This window comes from Bacillus hominis (assembly GCF_018332515.1).
In the GTDB taxonomy this organism is placed as follows: Bacteria; Bacillota; Bacilli; order Bacillales; family Bacillaceae_G; genus Bacillus_A; species Bacillus_A hominis.
The window spans coordinates 1-19591 of sequence record NZ_BOQD01000164.1 but is presented as its reverse complement, the minus strand read 5'-3'; the positions used below and the strand labels follow the sequence as shown (position 1 = coordinate 19591).

Sequence of the window (19591 nt, the reverse complement as noted above, 5' to 3'; positions counted from 1 at the left end):
CTCTGAATGTATATATCATAAGAAGAAGAAGGGTGTCTATCGTTGTAATCATAATGTAAAGAAAACTTTATAAATTTGCTAAGTTTTGTCGGAATTTAGTATCTTTTCGTAGTGTTTGTCATAAAGTTAAAATTCTTGAATGTATAGAAAAAAGGTATCAATTTCTATTTTTTTCTAAAAAAATCATGGGAAATGATGGAGTTTTCCATGATGAAACATCACTTTAAAAACCTATAAACCACTAGTGCGGAATCGATCTCATGTTAGGTTTTCTGACATGAGGTTTGTTTTTGTCAAGAAAATTATTTGTATTCGGGCAAACTTATTTTGTTGTCAGATTTTAAATTTTGATTTATGATTTTTAACAGGGACAAAATGTAGTGAATTGTCGAATAATATGTAATACTCTTAATTTCATGTTTTATAGAGATAGAATGAGAGATAGAGTGACACATCGAAGAGGGGGTTACCACAAGTATGAAAAGAATAGGACTTGCATGGCAAATTTTAATAGGACTTGCGCTTGGTATTGCAGTTGGGGCGATTTTCTTTGGCAATCAAGAAGTGGTGAAGTACTTACAACCAATTGGTGATATTTTCATCCGATTAATTAAAATGATCGTTGTACCGATTGTTGTAGCAAGTATTGTTGTTGGGGTTGCTGGTGTTGGTGATATTAAGAAGTTAGGCCGACTAGGCGGAAAAACAATTCTTTACTTTGAAATTATTACAACGATTGCGATTGTTGTCGGTCTATTGGTAGCGAATATTTTCCAACCAGGAAACGGCGTTGATATGGATAAATTAACGAAGACAGATATTTCGAAATATACAGCTACGACAGAGCAAGTACAAAGTCATTCGTTCGCGGATACGTTTGTAAATATTGTTCCGACGAACATTATGAAATCATTAGCTGAAGGTGATATGCTTGCGATTATCTTCTTCTCTGTATTATTTGGTTTAGGTGTAGCAGCAATTGGTGAGCGTGGTAAACCAGTTCTACAATTTTTCCAAGGTGTAGCAGACGCGATGTTTTACGTAACGAACCAAGTTATGAAATTTGCACCATTTGGTGTATTCGCATTAATTGGTGTTACAGTTTCTACATTCGGATTAGCTTCATTAATTCCATTAGGGAAATTACTCATTGTAGTATATGGGGCAATGATATTCTTCGTTGTGGTCGTATTAGGGCTTACAGCGAAAATCTTTGGAATAAACATTTTCCAATTCTTTAAGATTTTAAAAGACGAGCTGATCTTAGCGTACTCTACAGCAAGTTCAGAAACGGTTTTACCGAAAATTATGGAGAAAATGGAGAAATTCGGTTGTCCGAAAGCAATTACATCTTTCGTTATTCCAACAGGTTATTCATTTAACTTAGATGGATCAACGTTATATCAAGCAATTGCGGCAATTTTCTTAGCGCAAATGTACGGTATTGAATTATCCATTACACAACAAATTACGCTATTACTTGTATTAATGGTTACATCAAAAGGTATCGCGGGTGTACCGGGCGTATCATTCGTTGTATTATTAGCAACACTTGGTACAGTAGGTATTCCAGCTGAAGGTTTAGCGTTTATTGCAGGGATTGACCGTATTCTAGATATGGCTCGTACAGCAGTTAACGTTGTAGGTAACTCTTTAGCGGCTGTAGTTATGTCTAAGTGGGAAGGTCAATATGACGCTGAAAAAGGACAAGCCTATTTAAAAGAGATATCTGAAAAGGGTCAAGCGGCTTAATTATGATTTGAAAAGCTCTCACATATTATGTGGGAGCTTTTCTGTATGTAGAAGAGGAGAGAAAGTTATGAAACGTAAGTACGGTGATGGTTCTACGTGGAAGCGATTAATAGAGAAGACATACACAGTAAAACAAGTTGAAGCAGGTATGTTAGGAATATTGGATATAAAAAAGGTGAGAGAGCCTAGTTATAAAGAATACAATGGTAAAGAGCTTTGCATTGCAGGTGATGGGTATACATGGATGCAATATTTTATAAACGGGAAAAACTTTGCAATTACAGCTATGTTAGACAATCAAAAACAATTAGTGCAATATTATATCGATGTGACGAAAGAATTTAAAATAGACGATCGTGGTTTACCTTATTTCGATGATTTATACTTAGATGTAGTATTGTTACCGAACGGCGAGATCTATGTACTGGATGAAGACGAGTTAGAGGATGCTTATAAAATTGGTGATGTTAAAAAGGAAGAATATGAGTTAGCATGGCATACAACGAAATGGATTATCGCGACTATAAAAAATAGAAAATTTTATTGGATCTCAATATTGGATAAAGAAATCGAAAAGTTAAAGTGATTGGTTTATTCACTTTTTTGTATAATTACCAAAAAAATCTATACAAAAAATAATTGACTTTTGTTTTGTAAGCGAGTAAAGTTAGGAAAGAAATTATTATTAAAAAATAAATATGAAACCTTCTTATAAAGAGAGGCGGAGGGACTGGCCCTACGATGCCTCGGCAGCGGACTCGATTTTAGAGTGCTGTGCCAAATCCAGCAAGCATGTGCTTGAAAGATGAGAAGAGTGTTTCTTATAGATGTATAAGACCTCTTCTCATTGGAAGAGGTCTTTTGTTGTTCATTAGAAAAGGTTGAAAACTAGGGAGAGATGATACTTTGAAAGAAACGAGAGGAAATGGTTTAGCGTTATTACCACTTGGAGTATTTTTGGCGCTATTTATTGGTTCTGGAATTATTACAGGTGATTTCTATAAATTACCGATACTTGTAGCGATTTCAATTGCAGTAGGAATCGCATTAGCGATGAATCGTAAAGAAAGTTTTAATGTGAAAGTGGAACGATTTGCAAAAGGTGCAGGAAATCCGGATATTATGATTATGGTATTAATCTTTGTACTTGCAGGGGCGTTTTCTGAAACAGCAAAAGGAATGGGCGGCGTTGATTCAACTGTTAATTTAGCGTTATCTATTTTACCACAAGGATTTATCGTTGCTGGAATTTTTGTTATAGGGGCATTTATTTCATTAGCGATGGGAACCTCAATGGGAACTATTGCTGCATTAGCGCCAATTGCTGTAGGTATTAGTGGACAAACTGATATTTCAATTGCACTAACGATGGCTACTGTTGTGGGCGGAGCGATGTTTGGTGATAATTTATCATTTATTTCTGATACAACAATTGCAGCTGTAAGGTCGCAAGGAACAGAAATGAAAGATAAGTTTAAAACGAACTTTTTAATTGTATTGCCAGCTGCAATCATTACAATTGTACTCTTAGTAATAATGACTTTAGGAAGTGATACGCAGGTTAAAGCTCATAGCTTTGACTGGATAAAAATTTTACCGTATGCAGGCGTACTTATTACAGCACTACTTGGTTGGAATGTACTTATTGTATTAACTGGTGGAACAGTATTATCAGGTGTTATCGGCCTTATAGATGGAAGTTACACGTTAGAGAGTTTCTTTAAAAGTGTAACGACTGGAATGGGCAGTATGATGGAATTAGTATTACTTGCAATTTTAATAGGTGGTATGGTTGAGCTTATTCAGTATAATGGTGGTATTCAATATTTAATGAATCTTTTAACACGTAATATTCGTTCGAAAAAAGGAGCAGAGTTCGGCATTGCTGGTTTAGTGAGTATGACGAATATGTGTACAGCAAATAATACAATCTCTATCATTTTTACAGGTCCGCTTGCGAAAAATATTGCGGATCAGTATGAAATTGATCCCCGTAAATCAGCGAGTGTACTGGATCTTTTCTCTTGCTGTATACAAGGGTTAATCCCATATGGTGCTCAAATGTTAACAGCGGCAGGATTTGCAGCTTTATCTCCAATTGAATTGTTGCCATATGCATTCTATCCAATTTTAGTTGGAGTATGTGGAATCATTTCTATATTAATTGGTTTCCCGAGGTTTTCTAAAGTGGCGGAAAAGAAAGAGTATCATAAAACAGCATAATTAAATATGAATTTTATTAGTTGCAACAGAAGCCGTACAGAGAAGATTCTCTGTACGGCTTTTTATGTGCGATAAAAGAGTGAGTTATCCTATCTTTCCTTATATTTTTACAAAAGGCTGAATGCAACTCGGTCTTAAGTCTGAGTTGAAAACAGTTCTTAAGCTCGTTATGGAAAAATGAAAAAATAGTTAAGATAAGAGTATCAAATCGAAGGGAGGCAAGCACAAGATGAAACAATTTCTAGCGTTTATCGCAGCCGGTATTTTGGCTTTAATTGCTCTTGGTAGTCTTGCTGGTATTGTAGGATTCGCCATTGGAGCAGGAGTTGTGTACTGGAGCTATAAATCATTTGTGCGAGCTAAATCATTCTTTGGAAAGTTAGCTTGGGGTATTGTTGGTTTAATCGGTTTGTCCATTGCACTTTCTCATTCCCCAGCATTAATCGGTATCGTAGCATTAGTAGTTTTATACTACGGATACCGTGAGTGGAAAAAAGAAAAAAATGTAGTTGTTGATTCTGCTCCAGAAAGTTCTAAACCATATAGCAACTTTGAAGATGAGTGGAACAAGTTAATGAAAAACTAATATAAAATAAATCAAATCAAATCAAATTATAAAGTAGAAGAGAGGAAGATTATAATGAAACAATCTTTATTCGGACGTGTACGCGATGCAATTTTAGCTGATTTTCATAATGTGTTAGATGAGAAAGAAAGAAAAAATCCAATTGCTATGTTAAACCAATATTTACGTGATAGTGAGCGTGAAATAACAAAAATTGAGAAGTTAATTCAGCGTCATAAAACATTAAAATCTAACTTCGCTCGTGAGCTTGAGCAAGCAAGTTATTTCGTTAATAAAAGATCAAAGCAAGCTATCATCGCACAAGAAGCAGGCGAATTACAATTGCATGAACGTGCATTAGAAGAAGTAGCGTATTATGAAGGGCAAGTAACTCGCTTAGAAGAAATGTATGCTGGTGTTGTAGAGCAAATTGATGAGTTAGAGCGTCGTCTTTCAGAAATGAAAAATAAATTAAAAGAAATGAACGCAAAGCGTATGGAATTAATGGCACGTGAAAATATGGCGCATGCAAACCGCCGTATGAATACTGCTATTCATAAAATGGATGAAAATAATCCGTTCTTACGATTCGAAGAAATTGAAGATCACATTCGTGATTTAGAGCTTCGTATAAATGAAGAGAATGAGCGTGATACATTTGATATGAAAATTGCAAAACTAGAGCGTGAAATGAAAGAGAAAAATGAAGTATCGTTAACGAAAGAAGTAACAAAATAATTGTAGTATATAATAAAACAGGCTTATGATATAGTGATAGAAGAAAAGGTGTTGGAAAGCAATGCCTTTTCTTCTATGTATATGTGACAAAGAGGGAGGGGAGCTGAAATGAAGAAGCACTTTTCAAAAACACAATTAATGGGGATGCTCCTCATCATATTTGGATTCGGTCTTTTTCTTGATATGATACTTGGACATTTTGAACCAGGTGGTCTAATATTTGCATTTATTATGATTATGTTTGGAAGACATTATCGAAAGAAGAACCGTTATGTAAGAGGGAATGTATTTTTATTTGTCGGTGGTATTGTATTCTTATTCTTCTTATTTTCATCAGCAGCATTCGTACTTGTTGTGTTTGCTTGTTTAGCTTTAATTGGTTATCAACTTATTCAACAAGGACATCAGCAAAAAGCAATGAAAGTTGAAATTAAAGAAAAGGGATATATAGATGAAGAAAAACAAATATATCGTACAGAACCGTATATAAAAAATATGTTTGTAGGTAATGTACGAATGATGGATCATATTTATGAACTAGAGGATATTAACGTCCAATATGGTGCTTGTGATGTCGAGATTGATTTAACAACTGCTATGATTCCAGAGGGGGAAACGGTTATTGTTATTCGGGGCGTCATTGGTAATATTCGCTTATATGTACCATATGATATTGAATTGTCTTTAAATCATTCTGTTATTGTTGGGCGAGTGCTCCTTCCAGGACACGAAGAAACTGGATTTAACCGTAATGTTACGTTTAGAACAGAACAGTATAAAGAAGCCCCTCGTCGTATTAAAATTATTTCTTCGCTTGTCGTAGGCGATACGGAAGTGAGGAAAGTATAATGAAAAAACAAAGGAATATTTCGTGGATGTATATTCGTTATTCTATGTTGTCCTCTATGAGTATCGCACTTATTTGTACAATTGTATATGTATGGAAAAGCGAGCAACAAGTTTATGATTTACTATGGAAAGAATCCATTGCTTCTGTTCCAATTGGCTTGTTTATTATGAGTACGAGTCTTCTTATCGGAGGAATTGTAGGATATGCAATCGGTTATTATATAGAGCAGCGTATACAAGGATTAAATACTTTTCTATTTGAAGTAGAGCGAGGGAATTTTCCGAGTGATGTTTCATTTACTGCAGACGATGAATTTCATGAAGTGGAACGAAAAGTAATTGGTCTTGCTCGTCGCTTAGAGGAGCAAGCTGGGCTATTTCAAAAAGTAACGAATGAACGAGCCCATTGGAATGAAGAGATGAGACAAGAAGCGATTTCTCAAGAAAGGCATCGATTAGCGAGAGAGCTGCATGATTCTGTAAGTCAGCAGCTTTTTGCAATGTCGATGATGATGTCAGCCATTAATGAACAAGTAGCTGAAATTCCAGACACGACGAAAAAACAGTTGCAGCTTGTTGAGAATATGGTTGTAAATGCACAATCAGAAATGAGAGCATTGCTCCTGCATTTACGCCCAGTGCAGTTAGAAGGTAAGAAACTAACAGAGGGTATAGAAGAATTATTAACAGAACTGTCTAGAAAGCAACATATGAAAATTGAATGGTTAATTGAACCGATTCAATTAAAAAAAGGTGTAGAGGATCATTTATTCCGTATTGTACAAGAGGCACTGTCTAATACTTTACGGCATGCGAAGGCAAAGAAAACCGAAGTACGCCTTCGTAAAATTGATCAATATGCGATTTTGAAAATTATTGATGACGGTGTTGGTTTTAAAGTTGGGGTTAATAAGGCTGGTTCATACGGTTTAAGGTCAATGCAAGAGCGAGTTCATGAAATTGGTGGTACATTAAAAGTTCTTAGTTTTCCGAATAAAGGTACGCAAATAGAAGTGAAAGTACCGATTATGATTGAGAGAGGGGGAGAATCATGATAAAAGTATTACTAGTTGATGATCATGAAATGGTTCGAATGGGTGTATCAGCATATTTATCAACGCAGCCAGATATTGAAGTAGTTGGAGAAGCTGAAAATGGAAGAAAAGGTTCAGAGTTAGCTTTGCAATTAAGACCGGATATTATTTTAATGGACCTTGTTATGGATGAGATGGACGGGGTTGAAGCAACACGTGCTATTATTCAAGAATGGCCAGAAGCGAAAATTGTAGTTGTAACGAGCTTTTTAGATGATGAAAAGTTATATCCTGTTATTGAGGCGGGAGCGACAAGTTATTTATTAAAAACATCAAGAGCGAGTGATATTGCAGACGCTGTACGAGCTACTTATGATGGGGAAACGGTGTTAGAGCCGAAAGTTACTGGCAAAATGATGTCTCGTATGCGTCAGAAGAAAGAACAACCTTTGCATGAGGAGTTAACAGAAAGAGAGTCTGAAATTTTGTTATTAATTGCAGAGGGAAAAAGTAATCAAGAGATTGCAGATGAGTTGTTTATTGCCATTAAAACAGTAAAGACACATGTGAGTAATATATTAAATAAGCTAAATGTAAGTGACCGGACACAGGCGGTTATTTATGCGTTTAGACACCAATTGACGAAATAAGAGGGAAGCTTTGACTATATATGGTCAAAGCTTTTTGTTGACGATTAATTATGTAAGCGTTATCATAAAAGTGTTAACAGTACATACAAAGGGGAGAGAGTGTATGTTAGTTCAAACGATATTTGGAATGGATGAAACGAAGAAATTAGGTAACTATGTGAATGCGTTGCAAGCACTTTGTGAACAATATGATATTGAAACAAATCGAATTGCAATTATTGAGGCAACAGAAGAATATTATTTATTTCTAGTGAAGCAAGAAGATTGCTATGATGTTGTAAAAGTAGAAATGGTGGATACGAATATTGATTACTATACGAAAGCTTATAAAGTAAGTAGCTTTAATCATACTTCTTATCAAATGTAAAAAAACTCCCAAAATGGGAGTTTTTTTATGATACTTTCGATTCAGGTGAATGATCCGTTAATGGTACTTCTTTTGCACCACTTAATTTTGCGATAGCAAAACCGATAATAGCCCCAACTAATGCTGGTACTAACCAGCCAATTCCTTCATTATATAATGGAATAAACTCGAAATAAGATGTGATAGATGAAACAGGAATATTCCCTTGTTTTAATCCATCAAATACGCTCACAACTGCAGATCCAATTAATGCACCTACATAAACAGAACGATATCCACCGAAATATTTATGTAGTAATGATAGTAACACGAGTACAATCGCAATTGGATATACAACAAGTAAAATAGGAACAGAGATTGCAATGATTTTTGTTAAACCTAAGTTGGCAACTAATAATCCTAACGAGCAAATGATACTTGCTAACATTTTATATGAAAATTTCGTTAATAATGTTGAGAAGTATTGACTGCATGCAGATACAAGTCCAATACATGTTGTTAAGCAAGCGAGTGTAACGATAAGAGATAATAGAATTAGACCATATGGACCGAGTAATTGTTGTACGATAACGGTAAGTAGCTGTCCGCCATTTGTTGCGTATCCGAGAGAGACACTGGTTGTACCGAGCCAACCAAGTGCACCATATACAAGTATGAGACCAGTAGCGGCAATAAGTCCCGCTTTTGCTGTTGCAATGGCAATGGATTTACGGTCATTCACACCTTTTGAGCGAATCGCATTTACAACGATAATTCCAAATGCAAGTGCTGAAATGGTATCCATCGTTAAGTATCCTTCCATAAAACCTTTAAAAATTGGAGAAATTTGATACTCTTGCATTGCTGGTCCGGATTGCCCGAGGGGGGTAAATACACCCTTAACGAATAATAAGAAAATAGAGAGTAATAAAATAGGTGTTAATACACTTCCGATACGATCGACGAGTTTAGAAGGATTTAAACTAAGCCAAAATACAATAGCAAAGAAGATGACTGTGTATAAAAATAGCGCTAGGCTGCTAGAGCGAATAGTTTCTGGTAAGAAAGAACTAACTCCCATTTCATAAGCGACATTAGCAACACGTGGGATGCCCATAGATGGACCGATTGCAATGTATACAACTACAGTAAAAAATATTCCGAATAATGGGTGAACACGACTTGCAAGTTGCTGCATTCCATTTCCTGATAGAGAGATGGCGATAACAGTAAGTAGTGGTAAGCCGACTCCTGTTAGTAAAAACCCAATCATTGCTGGCCAAAAGTTTTCACCAGCATTTTGTCCAAGCATTGGAGGGAAAATTAAATTTCCTGCTCCAAAAAATAAAGAAAATAGCATAAGACCTGTGAAAAAAACATGTTTTTTTGATACAGTGTTCATTGTTTTTTTCCTCCTTTTTTGTAAATTCATTGTAAGAACACAAAAAACTCGTCCCTTAAGAAAGGGACGAGTTATATTTACCCGCGATACCACCCTAATTTATACATGTAGAAATATATTTATATGTATACGGCTTACAACGTACAACATGATACGTGTTCCTTGTAACGGGGGACGGCCGGTAAGAACTTACTTCAGCATTCGGTTCTACTTCTCGGAGATGATTTTCGGTTACGAACTGAGCATTGGCTTTCAGCAAAATACCAACTCTCTGGGGAACAGTCCTATAACTTACTCGTTCTCGTCAATGAATTTTTATTTAAGTATTCTGACAATATTTTCACATGTTTTTTTTAGAAAGTCAACATATTTTTTGGGAAATAACCTTTCCTGTAGAAATATAGCTGAGAATATAAGGTTTAATACTGTTTGTAAAAACGCTGTAAAACATTATAGAGAATTGTAAAGTTTATGGAGAAAATCGATATTTATAGGAATAAAGAAGGAATTGTTCGAATTTACAGAGAATAATAAAAACAATCCACTTGCTGGAAAGAACAAACCAAAAGAGGTGACTGAAATGCTTGCGATGGGAGTATTATTTGGTATTATTGCTATATTCGGTTTTATATGGTTATATTATTCGCGTTCATTTAAACAAGCAGAAGTTTTACTCTTTCAAAAAGGTAGTTTGTTGACAAATCATTCTAGATATTTAGTATGTCCGAAGTGTGGAAGTGCACAGGCCAGGAGTGGAGGATATCAAGAGTGTTGCAAAATTAGATTATGAAAGAAGGAAGCCTCACATTATTTTGTGAGGCTTCCTTCCTTACAATTTTTTAGCGCTCCAAATTGTCCAACGATCTTTTTCGATGATAGGAGAGACGTTTTGCAATGCCGTTTGGATATGATGTAGAAGTTGAGAAAGTTCATTATCTTTTAATTCATATAGAATGGATCGTCCGGTTCGAGGAGATAAATCTTGCAGCAATGCTTCTATAGAATCATGTGTTTTTCGTATTTCCCATTGTGTTTGAATGGGGAACACTTGAAGAGAATATTTTTGTAATTCTTGCTGTATAGTAGTGGTTTTTGGTCTTCTTTTTGATTCTATTTCAATGAGTTTTGGAAATACAGAGAAAAAGTATCCACGAATGTGTTCAGGACTTCCTGGAATTGTACAATCTTCAATGGTCCGGTCTTGTAAAATAAGTATACCGTCTTTTTTTAATATGCGAGAAGCTTCTCGTATAAAGGTAGGAATATCTTGTAAATGATGAATGACTGCACGAGAAATGACAAGGTCGAATGATTCGTTAGGGTATGGAATGTTATGCGCATCACCGTGAATGAATGAAATGTTTGGGAAGGCATTGCAATTTTCTTTTGCAGCTTGTAATATTTCTTTTGAAAAATCAAGCCCAACAACACTTTTGGCTCCCATAAGAGCAAGTTCTTTCGTATAAATGCCCCCACCACAACCTATATCAATTACTTGTTTATTTTGCACATCTGCAATATTGTTTATTGTTTCCTGCCATGAAATATGTGCGTTACGATTTGCATACGTATACTTATTATTTGCATCATGAAAATTAATGGACATTGTAAAATCCTCCCTTCATTGTATAGTATAGCTCATTCTATATAATGTAACGTTTTTGTTTTATGTATGAGGATTATAAGAATTTCTTATTGGAAAAGGAGAATCGATTTGAAAGGGAAATATTTAATGTTTTTATGTGTTATTTTACTAGCGTCGTGTGGTCAAGCCGAGAAAAAGAAAGAATCGAAACATGTAGAGGAGACAGTGAATGAAGTGAAAGAACCATTACAAGTAACTGTTATACAAAAAGGTAAAGAAGAAAAAAATTTAAAGAAAATGGATGCGGAATTAGTGGTGGATATTATAAACAAAGCAGAAAAACAAGAAGTAACGGGTAGTTTTGGTGAACCAGAATATGAAATGCAAATTAGTAGAGATGGGAAAATTGAAACATATTATGCATGGTTAAGAGGAGAAAATCGCCGAGGATGGATTCAATATAAGAAAGATATGTATATGCTGAATGAAAAAGATACGGAAAAACTTTTGGCTATATTTCCAAAGATTCCAGAACAAAAAGATGATGAGATGCAGATAGGACCTTTAACGGAAGTAACGAAAAAAGATTTGCAGATTACCGCGTTTCATATTAAAGCAGGTGATCAAAAAATGAATTATACGGTACGTTATACGATTACACAATCACTATATAATAAGTTAGCAAAGGAACAAGATTATTATTTGCAATTAATTTTTCCAGAAAAAATCCGGAAATTAATTGGAGCAAAAGAGAGTGAAATGATTTCAGCTGAAAAAGTAAAGGAAGGGTATAAACAGTATGAATTGAATGTTACTGTTCCGATAAAAGATGCTTCAGAATCACAATTAAAATCACTAGAAACCTATTATGATAATTATGATTTGCAAATATTAAATAGTAAGAAAGAAAAAGTAGGAGCATTTCAAAACATTATTCAAATTGTTAAAGAGTATGGTGAAAAAATGAATTTACAAAGATAAAGTGAAGACTAATAATCAGTGGGGTTTTGTTCATCCACCACTGATTATTAGCCTTCACCAAATCGGGCGTTTGCGGGATAAATATGAGTCGTAAAGTCTATATGGCCTTCCAAGGAGATGATAATAGAGGGGAAAGACCCCCTCTATTATTTTGCTTTTACAGATGGCTCATTCATTGATTTTCGTGTAATTAGAAAAGAAATCATAAGAGCAGAAAGAATAATAAGGGCTATAAATAAGTGATTTGGCAACCAATCTAATAATAATACGTAGCTGACGGTATAAAAAATAAGGGTTGAAGCTAAAAACGATAGAGCGCCTATCATAAGAGATTGTAATTTCATTTGTATTTACCTCCTTTTATTTTTATTTTTGGCTAAAAACGGATGAAATAAACATTATTTCTAACAATAGAAAAAAATATGTCATAATAGAGAAAAGAATAAGTTTTGATGAATGTATATGGCTCAGTAAAGCGAGATAAAGGAGAGGGATATGAAAAATAATAAAAAATGATTATGGGGAATTATTGTTGCAATAGGATTATTTTTACTGTCGAAGTTAAAGTGGGTATTTGCAATTTTTAAATTAGCAAAATTTTCAACTGTATTTAGTATGTTTTTATCACTTGGTGCATATGCAGTCATATATGGTTGGAAGTTTGGGGTAGCACTCGTGTATTTATTGTTTGTACATGAGATGGGGCATTTATGGGCAGCGAGAAGAAAAGGTATACCAACATCGCCAGCAATCTTCATACCATTTATGGGAGCTCTTATTGGGATGAAAGAGATGCCGAAAAATGCAAAAGATGAAGCATACATTGCGTATATGGGACCTCTTTTCGGATTGCTTTCATTTTTACCCGCGATCCCACTGTATATAATAACGAAAGAGCCGTTTTGGGCGCTTATTATTTTACTCGGAAGTATGATTAATTTCTTTAACTTAATTCCAGTTTCTCCGTTAGATGGAGGACGAATAATTTCAGTTGTAAGTACGAAAATTTGGGGAGCAGGGCTAGTTTTACTACTCGGCTATTCTATTTACTATAAGAGTATTTTGGGAGGATTTATTTTTATTATCGGCTGCATGGAACTATATAGAGTAATAAAGAGAGATGAGCCGATTAAGGAATTAGGATATAAAATCGATGGAATGAAAGAATATGTTGCTAGGCTTGAAGAGGAATTAAAAGAAACTGGTGCAGTGCATCGAACGATTTATATGATTCACCATGAGATGAATGTATTAAGACAAAGAGAACGTGTAAAAGAATTAAAAACAGGAGAACTTCAAAAGATTGAAGTGCTAGAGTACCTTTTACCAAAGTTTGAGTCACTTGATTATGTCCCATATGAAGATGAAAAAGAAACGCATACAATTCATATAAGAGAAGCATTTGAAATGTCAGAAAGAAAATTAAATGAATGGGAAACTGAAAAGGAACAACAAGAAAATTATTATAAAGTCGATACGAAAACGAAATGGACAGTATTTGCTTGTTATATCGGATTAATGGCTATACTCGGTTATACAGCTTATGAAGGTTATGTTGTTTTACAAGAGCATTTACCAAGGAGAAGTTTGTAGAAAAATAGTGTCGAAATGACAAGAAGGATTTAAACAGGAATTACATTTCTACGAGAGAATGTTACAAGTATAACAGTACATTGTAATATTCATAGTAGAAAAGGAGTTCTGTATATGAAGAAATTGCTAAATGTGTTTGGTATTATTATCGTGATGATAATTGCGAGTTATAGTCTTATGAAAGTATTATTACATTATGCAAATAAGCCCGCTGGGGTAAGTACAATAGCTCAAATAGAAGATGTGCAAGAAGAGACAAAAGTGCTTGATTTTATTCGTATGACACATGAAAGTTATAATAATTTTTTAAATTATGGTAAAGCAGAGAATTATACAGACGGGGACTGGAATCAATTTAAGCAATGGTTTCAACAACAAGAATCAACTTTAAAAAATATACATACAGAAATAAAGAATGAAAAAATAAAACGTGATGTAAATAGAAGTTATGAAATTGTAAAAAAAGGTGTGGAACTTCAAAATGTTGAGTATGTAGTGTATGCTCATCGTGTATATCATGACTTGGATATTATCGTAAATAAATATAGAGGCGAGACGAACATATGGGGGTATACAGAGTTTGGCGATGGGCAGAATATAAAAGTGATTGAACAAGCAATACAAACAAAGTAGTAGGCTAGCTAGAATTCTAGTTAGCTTTTTTTTTGAGCACAATTAATGAGGGTTAATAATTAGTGGCGGATGGGAGCACGCCACTAGTTAAAATTTATTTAATATGTGCATTGTTCATATATTTTTCACAAAAACACCGTGTTAATAGTGATTAAAATCACAATATGTATTATACAATTCAGTTAAACTAAAAACAGTTAAAGAAATAGAGGAGTGGGATACAATGTTAAGTGCAAAAACAATTGAAATCGTAAAGTCAACAGTACCACTATTACAAGAAAAAGGCGTTGAAATTACAACGAGATTTTATCAAATTTTATTTTCGGAACATCCGGAGTTATTGAATATTTTCAACCATACGAATCAGAAAAAGGGAAGACAACAACAAGCGTTAGCAAATGCTGTTTATGCAGCTGCAATGTACATTGATAATTTAGAAGCTATTATTCCAGTTGTAAAACAAATCGGTCATAAGCATAGAAGTTTAGGTATTAAAGCGGAACATTATCCGATTGTAGGTACATGTTTACTACGAGCGATTAAAGAGGTTGCAGGTGCACCTGATGAAGTTTTAAATGCATGGGGAGAAGCGTATGGAGTTATCGCTGATGCATTCATTAGCATTGAAGCGGAGATGTATGAAGAAGCTGCACATCAAGAAGGTGGATGGAAAGATTTCCGCAACTTTGTGGTTGTTAAAAAAGTGAAGGAGAGCGACGTTATTACATCATTTTATTTAAAACCTGAAGATGGCGGGAAAGTTTCTTCATTCATCCCAGGACAATATGTAACGATTCAAATAAATATTAAAGGCGAAACATATACACATAATCGTCAATATAGCTTATCTGATGCTCCTGGAAAAGAATACTATCGCATTAGTGTAAAGAAAGAAAAAGGTGTAGATACACCAGATGGTAAAGTATCTAATTACTTACATGATCATGTAGGGGAAGGAGATATTTTGCCAGTAAGTGCACCAGCGGGAGATTTTATATTAAATATGGATTCAACATTACCTGTTGTACTAATTAGTGGTGGAGTAGGTATTACACCGATGATGAGTATGTTAAATACGCTAATTGAACAAGAATCAAAGCGTAATGTATGCTTTGTTCATGCGGCGATAAATAGTAATACACATGCGATGAAAGAGCATGTTGAGACAGTAGAAAAAGAGTATGAACAAGTTAAAGCATATACTTGCTATTCTTCACCGACAGAGCAAGATGTGGAAATGAAGAATTTTGATAAAGAAGGATTCATTGAACGTGAATGGTTACAAACTATTATTCCAACAACTGAAGCAGAATTTTATTTCTGTGGTCCAGTACCATTTATGAAACATATAAATGCTGCATTAATTGATTTAGGTGTTAAACAAGAGAACATTCATTATGAATTTTTTGGTCCCGCAGCAAGCTTACAATAGATTAACGTTGCCAAGCAAAAAAACGAGGTATTATTTTACCTCGTTTTTTGCTTGTTCTCTTAATAAGCGATTTACTGTTTCGCGGCGTACACCTATGAGCTGACCAATTTCAGTTTGTGTTAATATTTCATAAATAGGGATGTCACCTAAATATAAGGTGAACCACTCTTGTAAACGATGAAGGCGCTCTTTAGGAGAGACTGTTGTCAATTGATCGATACGCTGTTGCATCATTCGTAATTTCGCTTGTAATTGCATAGCGATATTTGCATATGATGCAGGATTTGCCTGAAGTTTATCGTACCATTCATTACTAATTATAGGCTCAACTTCTGTTTTCATTAAAGCGATAGCTGTACCGTGATATTCCTTCGGTGAAATTAAAGAATGGTGAGGTATCGTTTCACCAGGAACGATAATATTAAATAAAAATGGTGTTCCGTCTTCTTCTAATCGAATAACTTTTAATAAACCTGTTTTTATAAAGTATAAAGGACCATCCTCACCTTGACGGAATAATACATCTCCCTTATGTAGAATCAATGTTAGCCCCCCATTAAAACATTTCTATTTCTTATATTTTAGCGTATATGTATAAAGATAATATGCTTTTTAAACAGCAATTTCATTGACGAAATATATGCTATTACAGTAGTATACTATTTAGTGTGTAATAGTACTAGCAATGAATACGCTGTAGGGGGTTTAGTATATTGTTAGATGCGATGAAGATGACGGATATAAGGATTCCGGCGAATGCTATCATTCATGTAGAAGAGATGAAAGGTGGAGTCGTTTTATCCGTTGAAATAGACGGCCAAATTATTTATACGATGGCTTATGATGAAGAAACAGATAGTTATGCTGAATTATATGATCGAAACGATAAGAGGGCGTGCCAAGTACATGAAGATTTTATGGGATGGTCACTTCTTCACTAAAAAGATGTCAATATGACATCTTTTTTTATTTAATCGATAGATTATACAAAGAAATGCAATATAAGGATAAAATTTGTAATAAATGATTTTGCATTGTTAGCACTTTGTAACTGTAAGATAACTGTTTTTTCGCTATCATAAAGATAACAGTCATAGCTATAGGAGTGATCAACTTGAAGAAAGTACATATTTCAAATTTTATGCTATTAAGTGTTTGTTTAGTTTTATTTGTTCTCCTAGGAGCCTTTTTATATTCATGTGTATAAGAAAAAAACGCATTCTAGAAAGAACGCGTTATAAAAATGAAGTAATGATTAATCTAGTTCCAAGAATCATTAATGTGATACGTAATAAATTAATTACTGCATTACCGCTTAATTTTGTGTTAATGTAAGCCCCGATTTTTCCGCCAATCCATGCACCAGGAATAAGAATTAATGCATAAGCCCAGCTGACATTTCCTAGAGAGATGTGAGTTAAAGAACTTACAATTGCTGAGAGAAATACGATAAACATTGAAGTTGCTACAGCAATGTGTGCTGGGAACGCAAAAAGGAGCATCATCGCTGGCACAAGTAAGGCGCCACCACCGATTCCGAATAATCCGGATATAAACCCAACTATAAAGGCAATAAAGATAGCGAGAAATGGTGGGAATTGATAGTCTACAGTATTTCCTTCGTTATCTGTAAAAGATCGCTTAATTACAGTCATATTTGATAGGGAAAGAGGTTTCAATTTGTCTCGTAGTATAAGAAGAATGGAGACGAATATAAGAAAAATACCAAAGTATAAAGAAAATGTATCTTGGTTTAAAAATTTATTTGCCCATGATCCGATAATACCACCAGGGCCACTCCCGATAAATAAAATAAGTCCACTTTTATAATCTACCCGTTTATGTTTCATATAAGTAAGGGTAGAAGACAGCCCTGTAAAAACGACTGTTACCATAGAAGTTCCCACTGCGAGTTGTGGGGATAAACTGTGCAATCCAATTAATAACGGAACGATAATAATTCCGCCCCCAAGTCCGACTAGGCTCCCGACTGTCCCAGCGATTAATCCGATGAAAAGTAACATGATGTATTCCAAAATTGCCAACTCCTCTATATAACTTATCCAACAATCATTATACACGCTTTTTAATAAGAAATAGACTTGTTCACAAAAAAGTCGTCTTCCTAGAAAAATAAGGAAGACGACTTTTGATTAAAAGATTAAGTGTAATAAGTAGTAAAATAACGCAGCTAAAGAAGCTGAAATAGGAAGTGTAATTACCCATGTAATTAACATGCGTTTTGCAGTTCCCCATTTTACACCTTTCACACGATGTGAAGCACCAACTCCTAAAATAGAAGAAGAGATAACGTGCGTTGTACTAACCGGTAAGTGAATGAATGTTGCACCGAAAATAACAAGTGATGATGATAAATCGGCAGCTACACCATTTACAGGACGAATTTTCATAATTTGTCCACCGACAGTTTTAATAATTTTCCATCCACCGACAGAAGTACCAAGCCCCATTGCAGTTGCACAAGCTAATTGTACCCAGAAAGGGATGTCGTCAGAAGTATGATAGTTATTGGCCATAAGAGCCATCGTAATGATTCCCATTGCTTTTTGTGCATCATTCGTACCGTGTGTAAAAGCTTGTAATGCTGCAGTGAAGATCTGGAATATACGGAAGTTTTTGTTCGTTTTCGTTAAGTTAAAGTTTTTAAAGACGACTTTAAAAATACTATATACGATATAACCAATAACAAAAGCGATAATCGGTGAAATGATTAAAGCTTCAAGAATTTTTATAAACCCTTTATAGTTTAATGCGTTAACACCGGCAGCAGCAATTGCTGCACCAGCGATTGCGCCAATGATTGCATGCGAAGAACTACTTGGAATACCATAGTACCAAGTGATTAAATTCCAAGCTATTGCCGCAAGCAAAGCAGCTAAAATTACAAGAGAACCATTAGGTAAAGCAAATGGGTCAACGATATCTTTTGTAATAGTTTTTGCTACACCTGTAAATGTCATCGCACCTAAAAAGTTCATAATAGCTGCCATAATAATTGCATGTCTAGGCTTTAGAGCTTTCGTTGAAACAGCCGTTGCAATAGCGTTTGCTGTATCGTGAAATCCATTGATAAAGTCAAAAGCTAAAGCGCAAATGACTACTAAAACGGTCAGTATCAAGAGTGTATCCATGATCAAACTCCTTACGCGTTCTTCATAATGATTGTTTCTAATACGTTTGCAACGCTTTGACAGCTATCAGCTACTTCTTCAAGCTCTTCGTAAATCTCTTTAAATTGAATAATCTTAATCGGATCTTTCTCACGAGAGAATAGGTGCTTAATCGCATGACGGCGAATATCATCACATTGTGACTCGTAATCCTTAATCTTAATCGCATTTGTACGAATATCGACTAATTTCTTTTTAGACAGTAATTCAACAGAGTTTGCAATTTCAATCGCACATTGATTAATTGCTTCTACGAATTTAATCATGTATTCATCAGCTTCTGTAATAGAATACATTTCGAATAGACCAGCACTATGATCTAATCCGTCTAATACATCATCCATACTCATTGCAAGCTGTAGGATGTCTTCACGTTCAATAGGAGTAATAAACGCTTTGTTTAGCTCCATAATGATTTCGTGAATAAATGAGTCACCTTTTGACTCATACTCTTTCATGCGCATAGAAAACTCTTTTAAATCGCTAGCATTTTTAATTTTATACTCCACGAAAAACTGCGCGCCTTCTTTTAAATTTTCGGAAACATTCATTAGCATTTCAGAAAATTTATCTTTTTTTGATTTAAAGACCATTATTGTTACCCCCACAAAAGTAAT

General features: G+C 34.6%; 22 protein-coding genes, 1 riboswitch and 1 other annotated feature. Of the genes, 15 read left to right on the top strand and 7 right to left on the bottom strand.

Annotation, left to right across the window (positions count from 1 at the left end):
* Positions 1-477: 477 nt before the first annotated feature.
* From gltP to KI356_RS16755, 9 genes are all read left to right on the top strand, one after another.
* Positions 478-1752: a glutamate/aspartate:proton symporter GltP gene (gene gltP, locus KI356_RS16795; protein WP_212935945.1), complete on the top strand. Its 1275-nt coding sequence runs from the start codon at positions 478-480 to the stop codon at positions 1750-1752.
* A 67-nt stretch (positions 1753-1819) separates the two neighbouring features.
* On the top strand, positions 1820-2338 hold the full coding sequence (locus KI356_RS16790; RefSeq protein WP_212935944.1) for a ribonuclease FAU-1 family protein: 519 nt from the start codon (positions 1820-1822) through the stop codon (positions 2336-2338).
* A 120-nt stretch (positions 2339-2458) separates the two neighbouring features.
* Positions 2459-2564, top strand: a riboswitch (SAM riboswitch).
* Positions 2565-2658: 94 nt separating this feature from the next.
* Complete coding sequence (locus KI356_RS16785; RefSeq protein WP_128281677.1) at positions 2659-3975, top strand: Na+/H+ antiporter NhaC family protein; 1317 nt, start codon at positions 2659-2661, stop codon at positions 3973-3975.
* A 229-nt stretch (positions 3976-4204) separates the two neighbouring features.
* On the top strand, positions 4205-4561 hold the full coding sequence (locus tag KI356_RS16780; RefSeq protein WP_128281676.1) for a lmo0954 family membrane protein: 357 nt from the start codon (positions 4205-4207) through the stop codon (positions 4559-4561).
* Positions 4562-4615: 54 nt separating this feature from the next.
* Entirely contained in the window at positions 4616-5278 is a 663-nt protein-coding gene (locus tag KI356_RS16775) for a PspA/IM30 family protein (RefSeq protein WP_212935943.1), read from the top strand.
* Between the two features lie 108 nt (positions 5279-5386).
* Positions 5387-6127: a cell wall-active antibiotics response protein LiaF gene (gene liaF, locus KI356_RS16770; protein ID WP_002117517.1), complete on the top strand. Its 741-nt coding sequence runs from the start codon at positions 5387-5389 to the stop codon at positions 6125-6127.
* Entirely contained in the window at positions 6127-7182 is a 1056-nt protein-coding gene (locus tag KI356_RS16765) for a sensor histidine kinase (protein ID WP_002117519.1), read from the top strand. Before liaF ends, KI356_RS16765 begins: the two co-directional genes overlap by 1 nt.
* On the top strand, positions 7179-7811 hold the full coding sequence (locus KI356_RS16760; protein WP_002117521.1) for a response regulator: 633 nt from the start codon (positions 7179-7181) through the stop codon (positions 7809-7811). Before KI356_RS16765 ends, KI356_RS16760 begins: the two co-directional genes overlap by 4 nt.
* A 10-nt stretch (positions 7812-7821) precedes the next feature.
* Positions 7822-8178, top strand: coding sequence for a DUF3992 domain-containing protein (locus KI356_RS16755; RefSeq protein ID WP_212935942.1), 357 nt, complete (start codon positions 7822-7824; stop codon positions 8176-8178).
* Positions 8179-8203: 25 nt separating this feature from the next.
* Here the strand turns inward: KI356_RS16755 and brnQ3 are convergent, their stop codons facing one another.
* Positions 8204-9559 (bottom strand): branched-chain amino acid transport system II carrier protein BrnQ3, encoded by a 1356-nt coding sequence (gene brnQ3, locus KI356_RS16750; RefSeq protein WP_212935941.1) that lies wholly within the window; start codon positions 9557-9559, stop codon positions 8204-8206.
* A 59-nt stretch (positions 9560-9618) separates the two neighbouring features.
* Positions 9619-9876, bottom strand: a binding site (T-box leader).
* Positions 9877-10139: 263 nt separating this feature from the next.
* Here brnQ3 and KI356_RS16745 point away from each other — a divergent pair.
* A complete protein-coding gene (locus KI356_RS16745; protein WP_212935946.1) occupies positions 10140-10349 on the top strand; it encodes a hypothetical protein in 210 nt (69 codons plus the stop codon).
* Between the two features lie 39 nt (positions 10350-10388).
* On the opposite strand, the gene KI356_RS16740 is transcribed toward KI356_RS16745, so the two are convergent.
* The gene (locus tag KI356_RS16740) at positions 10389-11165 is read right to left on the bottom strand and encodes a class I SAM-dependent methyltransferase (protein WP_212935940.1); all 777 of its coding nucleotides are present in this window, start codon (positions 11163-11165) and stop codon (positions 10389-10391) included.
* Positions 11166-11273: 108 nt separating this feature from the next.
* Between KI356_RS16740 and KI356_RS16735 the strand changes: the two genes are divergently transcribed.
* A complete protein-coding gene (locus tag KI356_RS16735; RefSeq protein ID WP_212935939.1) occupies positions 11274-12125 on the top strand; it encodes a YhfM domain-containing protein in 852 nt (283 codons plus the stop codon).
* A gap of 146 nt (positions 12126-12271) precedes the next feature.
* Here KI356_RS16735 and KI356_RS16730 read toward each other — a convergent pair whose 3' ends face one another.
* Positions 12272-12469, bottom strand: a complete 198-nt coding sequence (locus tag KI356_RS16730) for a hypothetical protein (protein WP_002117535.1) — start codon at positions 12467-12469, stop codon at positions 12272-12274.
* 181 nt (positions 12470-12650) lie between these two features.
* Here KI356_RS16730 and KI356_RS16725 point away from each other — a divergent pair, with 181 nt between their 5' ends.
* From KI356_RS16725 to hmpA, 3 genes are all read left to right on the top strand, one after another.
* Entirely contained in the window at positions 12651-13718 is a 1068-nt protein-coding gene (locus KI356_RS16725) for a site-2 protease family protein (protein WP_238486200.1), read from the top strand.
* A gap of 114 nt (positions 13719-13832) precedes the next feature.
* Positions 13833-14351 carry a hypothetical protein gene (locus tag KI356_RS16720; RefSeq protein ID WP_212935938.1) on the top strand — a complete coding sequence of 173 codons (519 nt, stop codon included), beginning with the start codon at positions 13833-13835 and terminating at the stop codon, positions 14349-14351.
* A 223-nt stretch (positions 14352-14574) separates the two neighbouring features.
* On the top strand, positions 14575-15783 hold the full coding sequence (gene hmpA / locus KI356_RS16715; protein ID WP_128281666.1) for an NO-inducible flavohemoprotein: 1209 nt from the start codon (positions 14575-14577) through the stop codon (positions 15781-15783).
* A 30-nt stretch (positions 15784-15813) separates the two neighbouring features.
* Here hmpA and KI356_RS16710 read toward each other — a convergent pair whose 3' ends face one another.
* Positions 15814-16326 carry a Crp/Fnr family transcriptional regulator gene (locus tag KI356_RS16710; RefSeq protein WP_128281665.1) on the bottom strand — a complete coding sequence of 171 codons (513 nt, stop codon included), beginning with the start codon at positions 16324-16326 and terminating at the stop codon, positions 15814-15816.
* A gap of 170 nt (positions 16327-16496) precedes the next feature.
* Here KI356_RS16710 and KI356_RS16705 point away from each other — a divergent pair, with 170 nt between their 5' ends.
* Complete coding sequence (locus KI356_RS16705) at positions 16497-16724, top strand: hypothetical protein (protein ID WP_088057988.1); 228 nt, start codon at positions 16497-16499, stop codon at positions 16722-16724.
* A 294-nt stretch (positions 16725-17018) separates the two neighbouring features.
* Here the strand turns inward: KI356_RS16705 and KI356_RS16700 are convergent, their stop codons facing one another.
* The 3 genes from KI356_RS16700 to KI356_RS16690 all read right to left on the bottom strand — a co-directional run bounded on the left by KI356_RS16700 (position 17019) and on the right by KI356_RS16690 (position 19567).
* Complete coding sequence (locus tag KI356_RS16700; protein ID WP_002117550.1) at positions 17019-17819, bottom strand: sulfite exporter TauE/SafE family protein; 801 nt, start codon at positions 17817-17819, stop codon at positions 17019-17021.
* A gap of 117 nt (positions 17820-17936) precedes the next feature.
* Positions 17937-18935 (bottom strand): inorganic phosphate transporter, encoded by a 999-nt coding sequence (locus KI356_RS16695; RefSeq protein ID WP_002117552.1) that lies wholly within the window; start codon positions 18933-18935, stop codon positions 17937-17939.
* 11 nt (positions 18936-18946) lie between these two features.
* On the bottom strand, positions 18947-19567 hold the full coding sequence (locus KI356_RS16690; RefSeq protein ID WP_000231445.1) for a DUF47 domain-containing protein: 621 nt from the start codon (positions 19565-19567) through the stop codon (positions 18947-18949).
* Between the last annotated feature and the right edge of the window lie 24 nt (positions 19568-19591).

Coding starts and splice junctions, on each gene's coding strand:
- KI356_RS16765 (WP_002117519.1), top strand. CDS start 6,127: ATGAAAAAACAAAGGAATATTTCGTGGATGTATATTCGTTATTCTATG.
- KI356_RS16775 (WP_212935943.1), top strand. CDS start 4,616: ATGAAACAATCTTTATTCGGACGTGTACGCGATGCAATTTTAGCTGAT.
- KI356_RS16690 (WP_000231445.1), bottom strand. CDS start 19,567: ATGGTCTTTAAATCAAAAAAAGATAAATTTTCTGAAATGCTAATGAAT.
- KI356_RS16720 (WP_212935938.1), top strand. CDS start 13,833: ATGAAGAAATTGCTAAATGTGTTTGGTATTATTATCGTGATGATAATT.
- KI356_RS16780 (WP_128281676.1), top strand. CDS start 4,205: ATGAAACAATTTCTAGCGTTTATCGCAGCCGGTATTTTGGCTTTAATT.
- gltP (WP_212935945.1), top strand. CDS start 478: ATGAAAAGAATAGGACTTGCATGGCAAATTTTAATAGGACTTGCGCTT.
- liaF (WP_002117517.1), top strand. CDS start 5,387: ATGAAGAAGCACTTTTCAAAAACACAATTAATGGGGATGCTCCTCATC.
- KI356_RS16790 (WP_212935944.1), top strand. CDS start 1,820: ATGAAACGTAAGTACGGTGATGGTTCTACGTGGAAGCGATTAATAGAG.
- KI356_RS16745 (WP_212935946.1), top strand. CDS start 10,140: ATGCTTGCGATGGGAGTATTATTTGGTATTATTGCTATATTCGGTTTT.
- KI356_RS16695 (WP_002117552.1), bottom strand. CDS start 18,935: ATGGATACACTCTTGATACTGACCGTTTTAGTAGTCATTTGCGCTTTA.
- KI356_RS16740 (WP_212935940.1), bottom strand. CDS start 11,165: ATGTCCATTAATTTTCATGATGCAAATAATAAGTATACGTATGCAAAT.
- brnQ3 (WP_212935941.1), bottom strand. CDS start 9,559: ATGAACACTGTATCAAAAAAACATGTTTTTTTCACAGGTCTTATGCTA.
- hmpA (WP_128281666.1), top strand. CDS start 14,575: ATGTTAAGTGCAAAAACAATTGAAATCGTAAAGTCAACAGTACCACTA.
- KI356_RS16730 (WP_002117535.1), bottom strand. CDS start 12,469: ATGAAATTACAATCTCTTATGATAGGCGCTCTATCGTTTTTAGCTTCA.
- KI356_RS16760 (WP_002117521.1), top strand. CDS start 7,179: ATGATAAAAGTATTACTAGTTGATGATCATGAAATGGTTCGAATGGGT.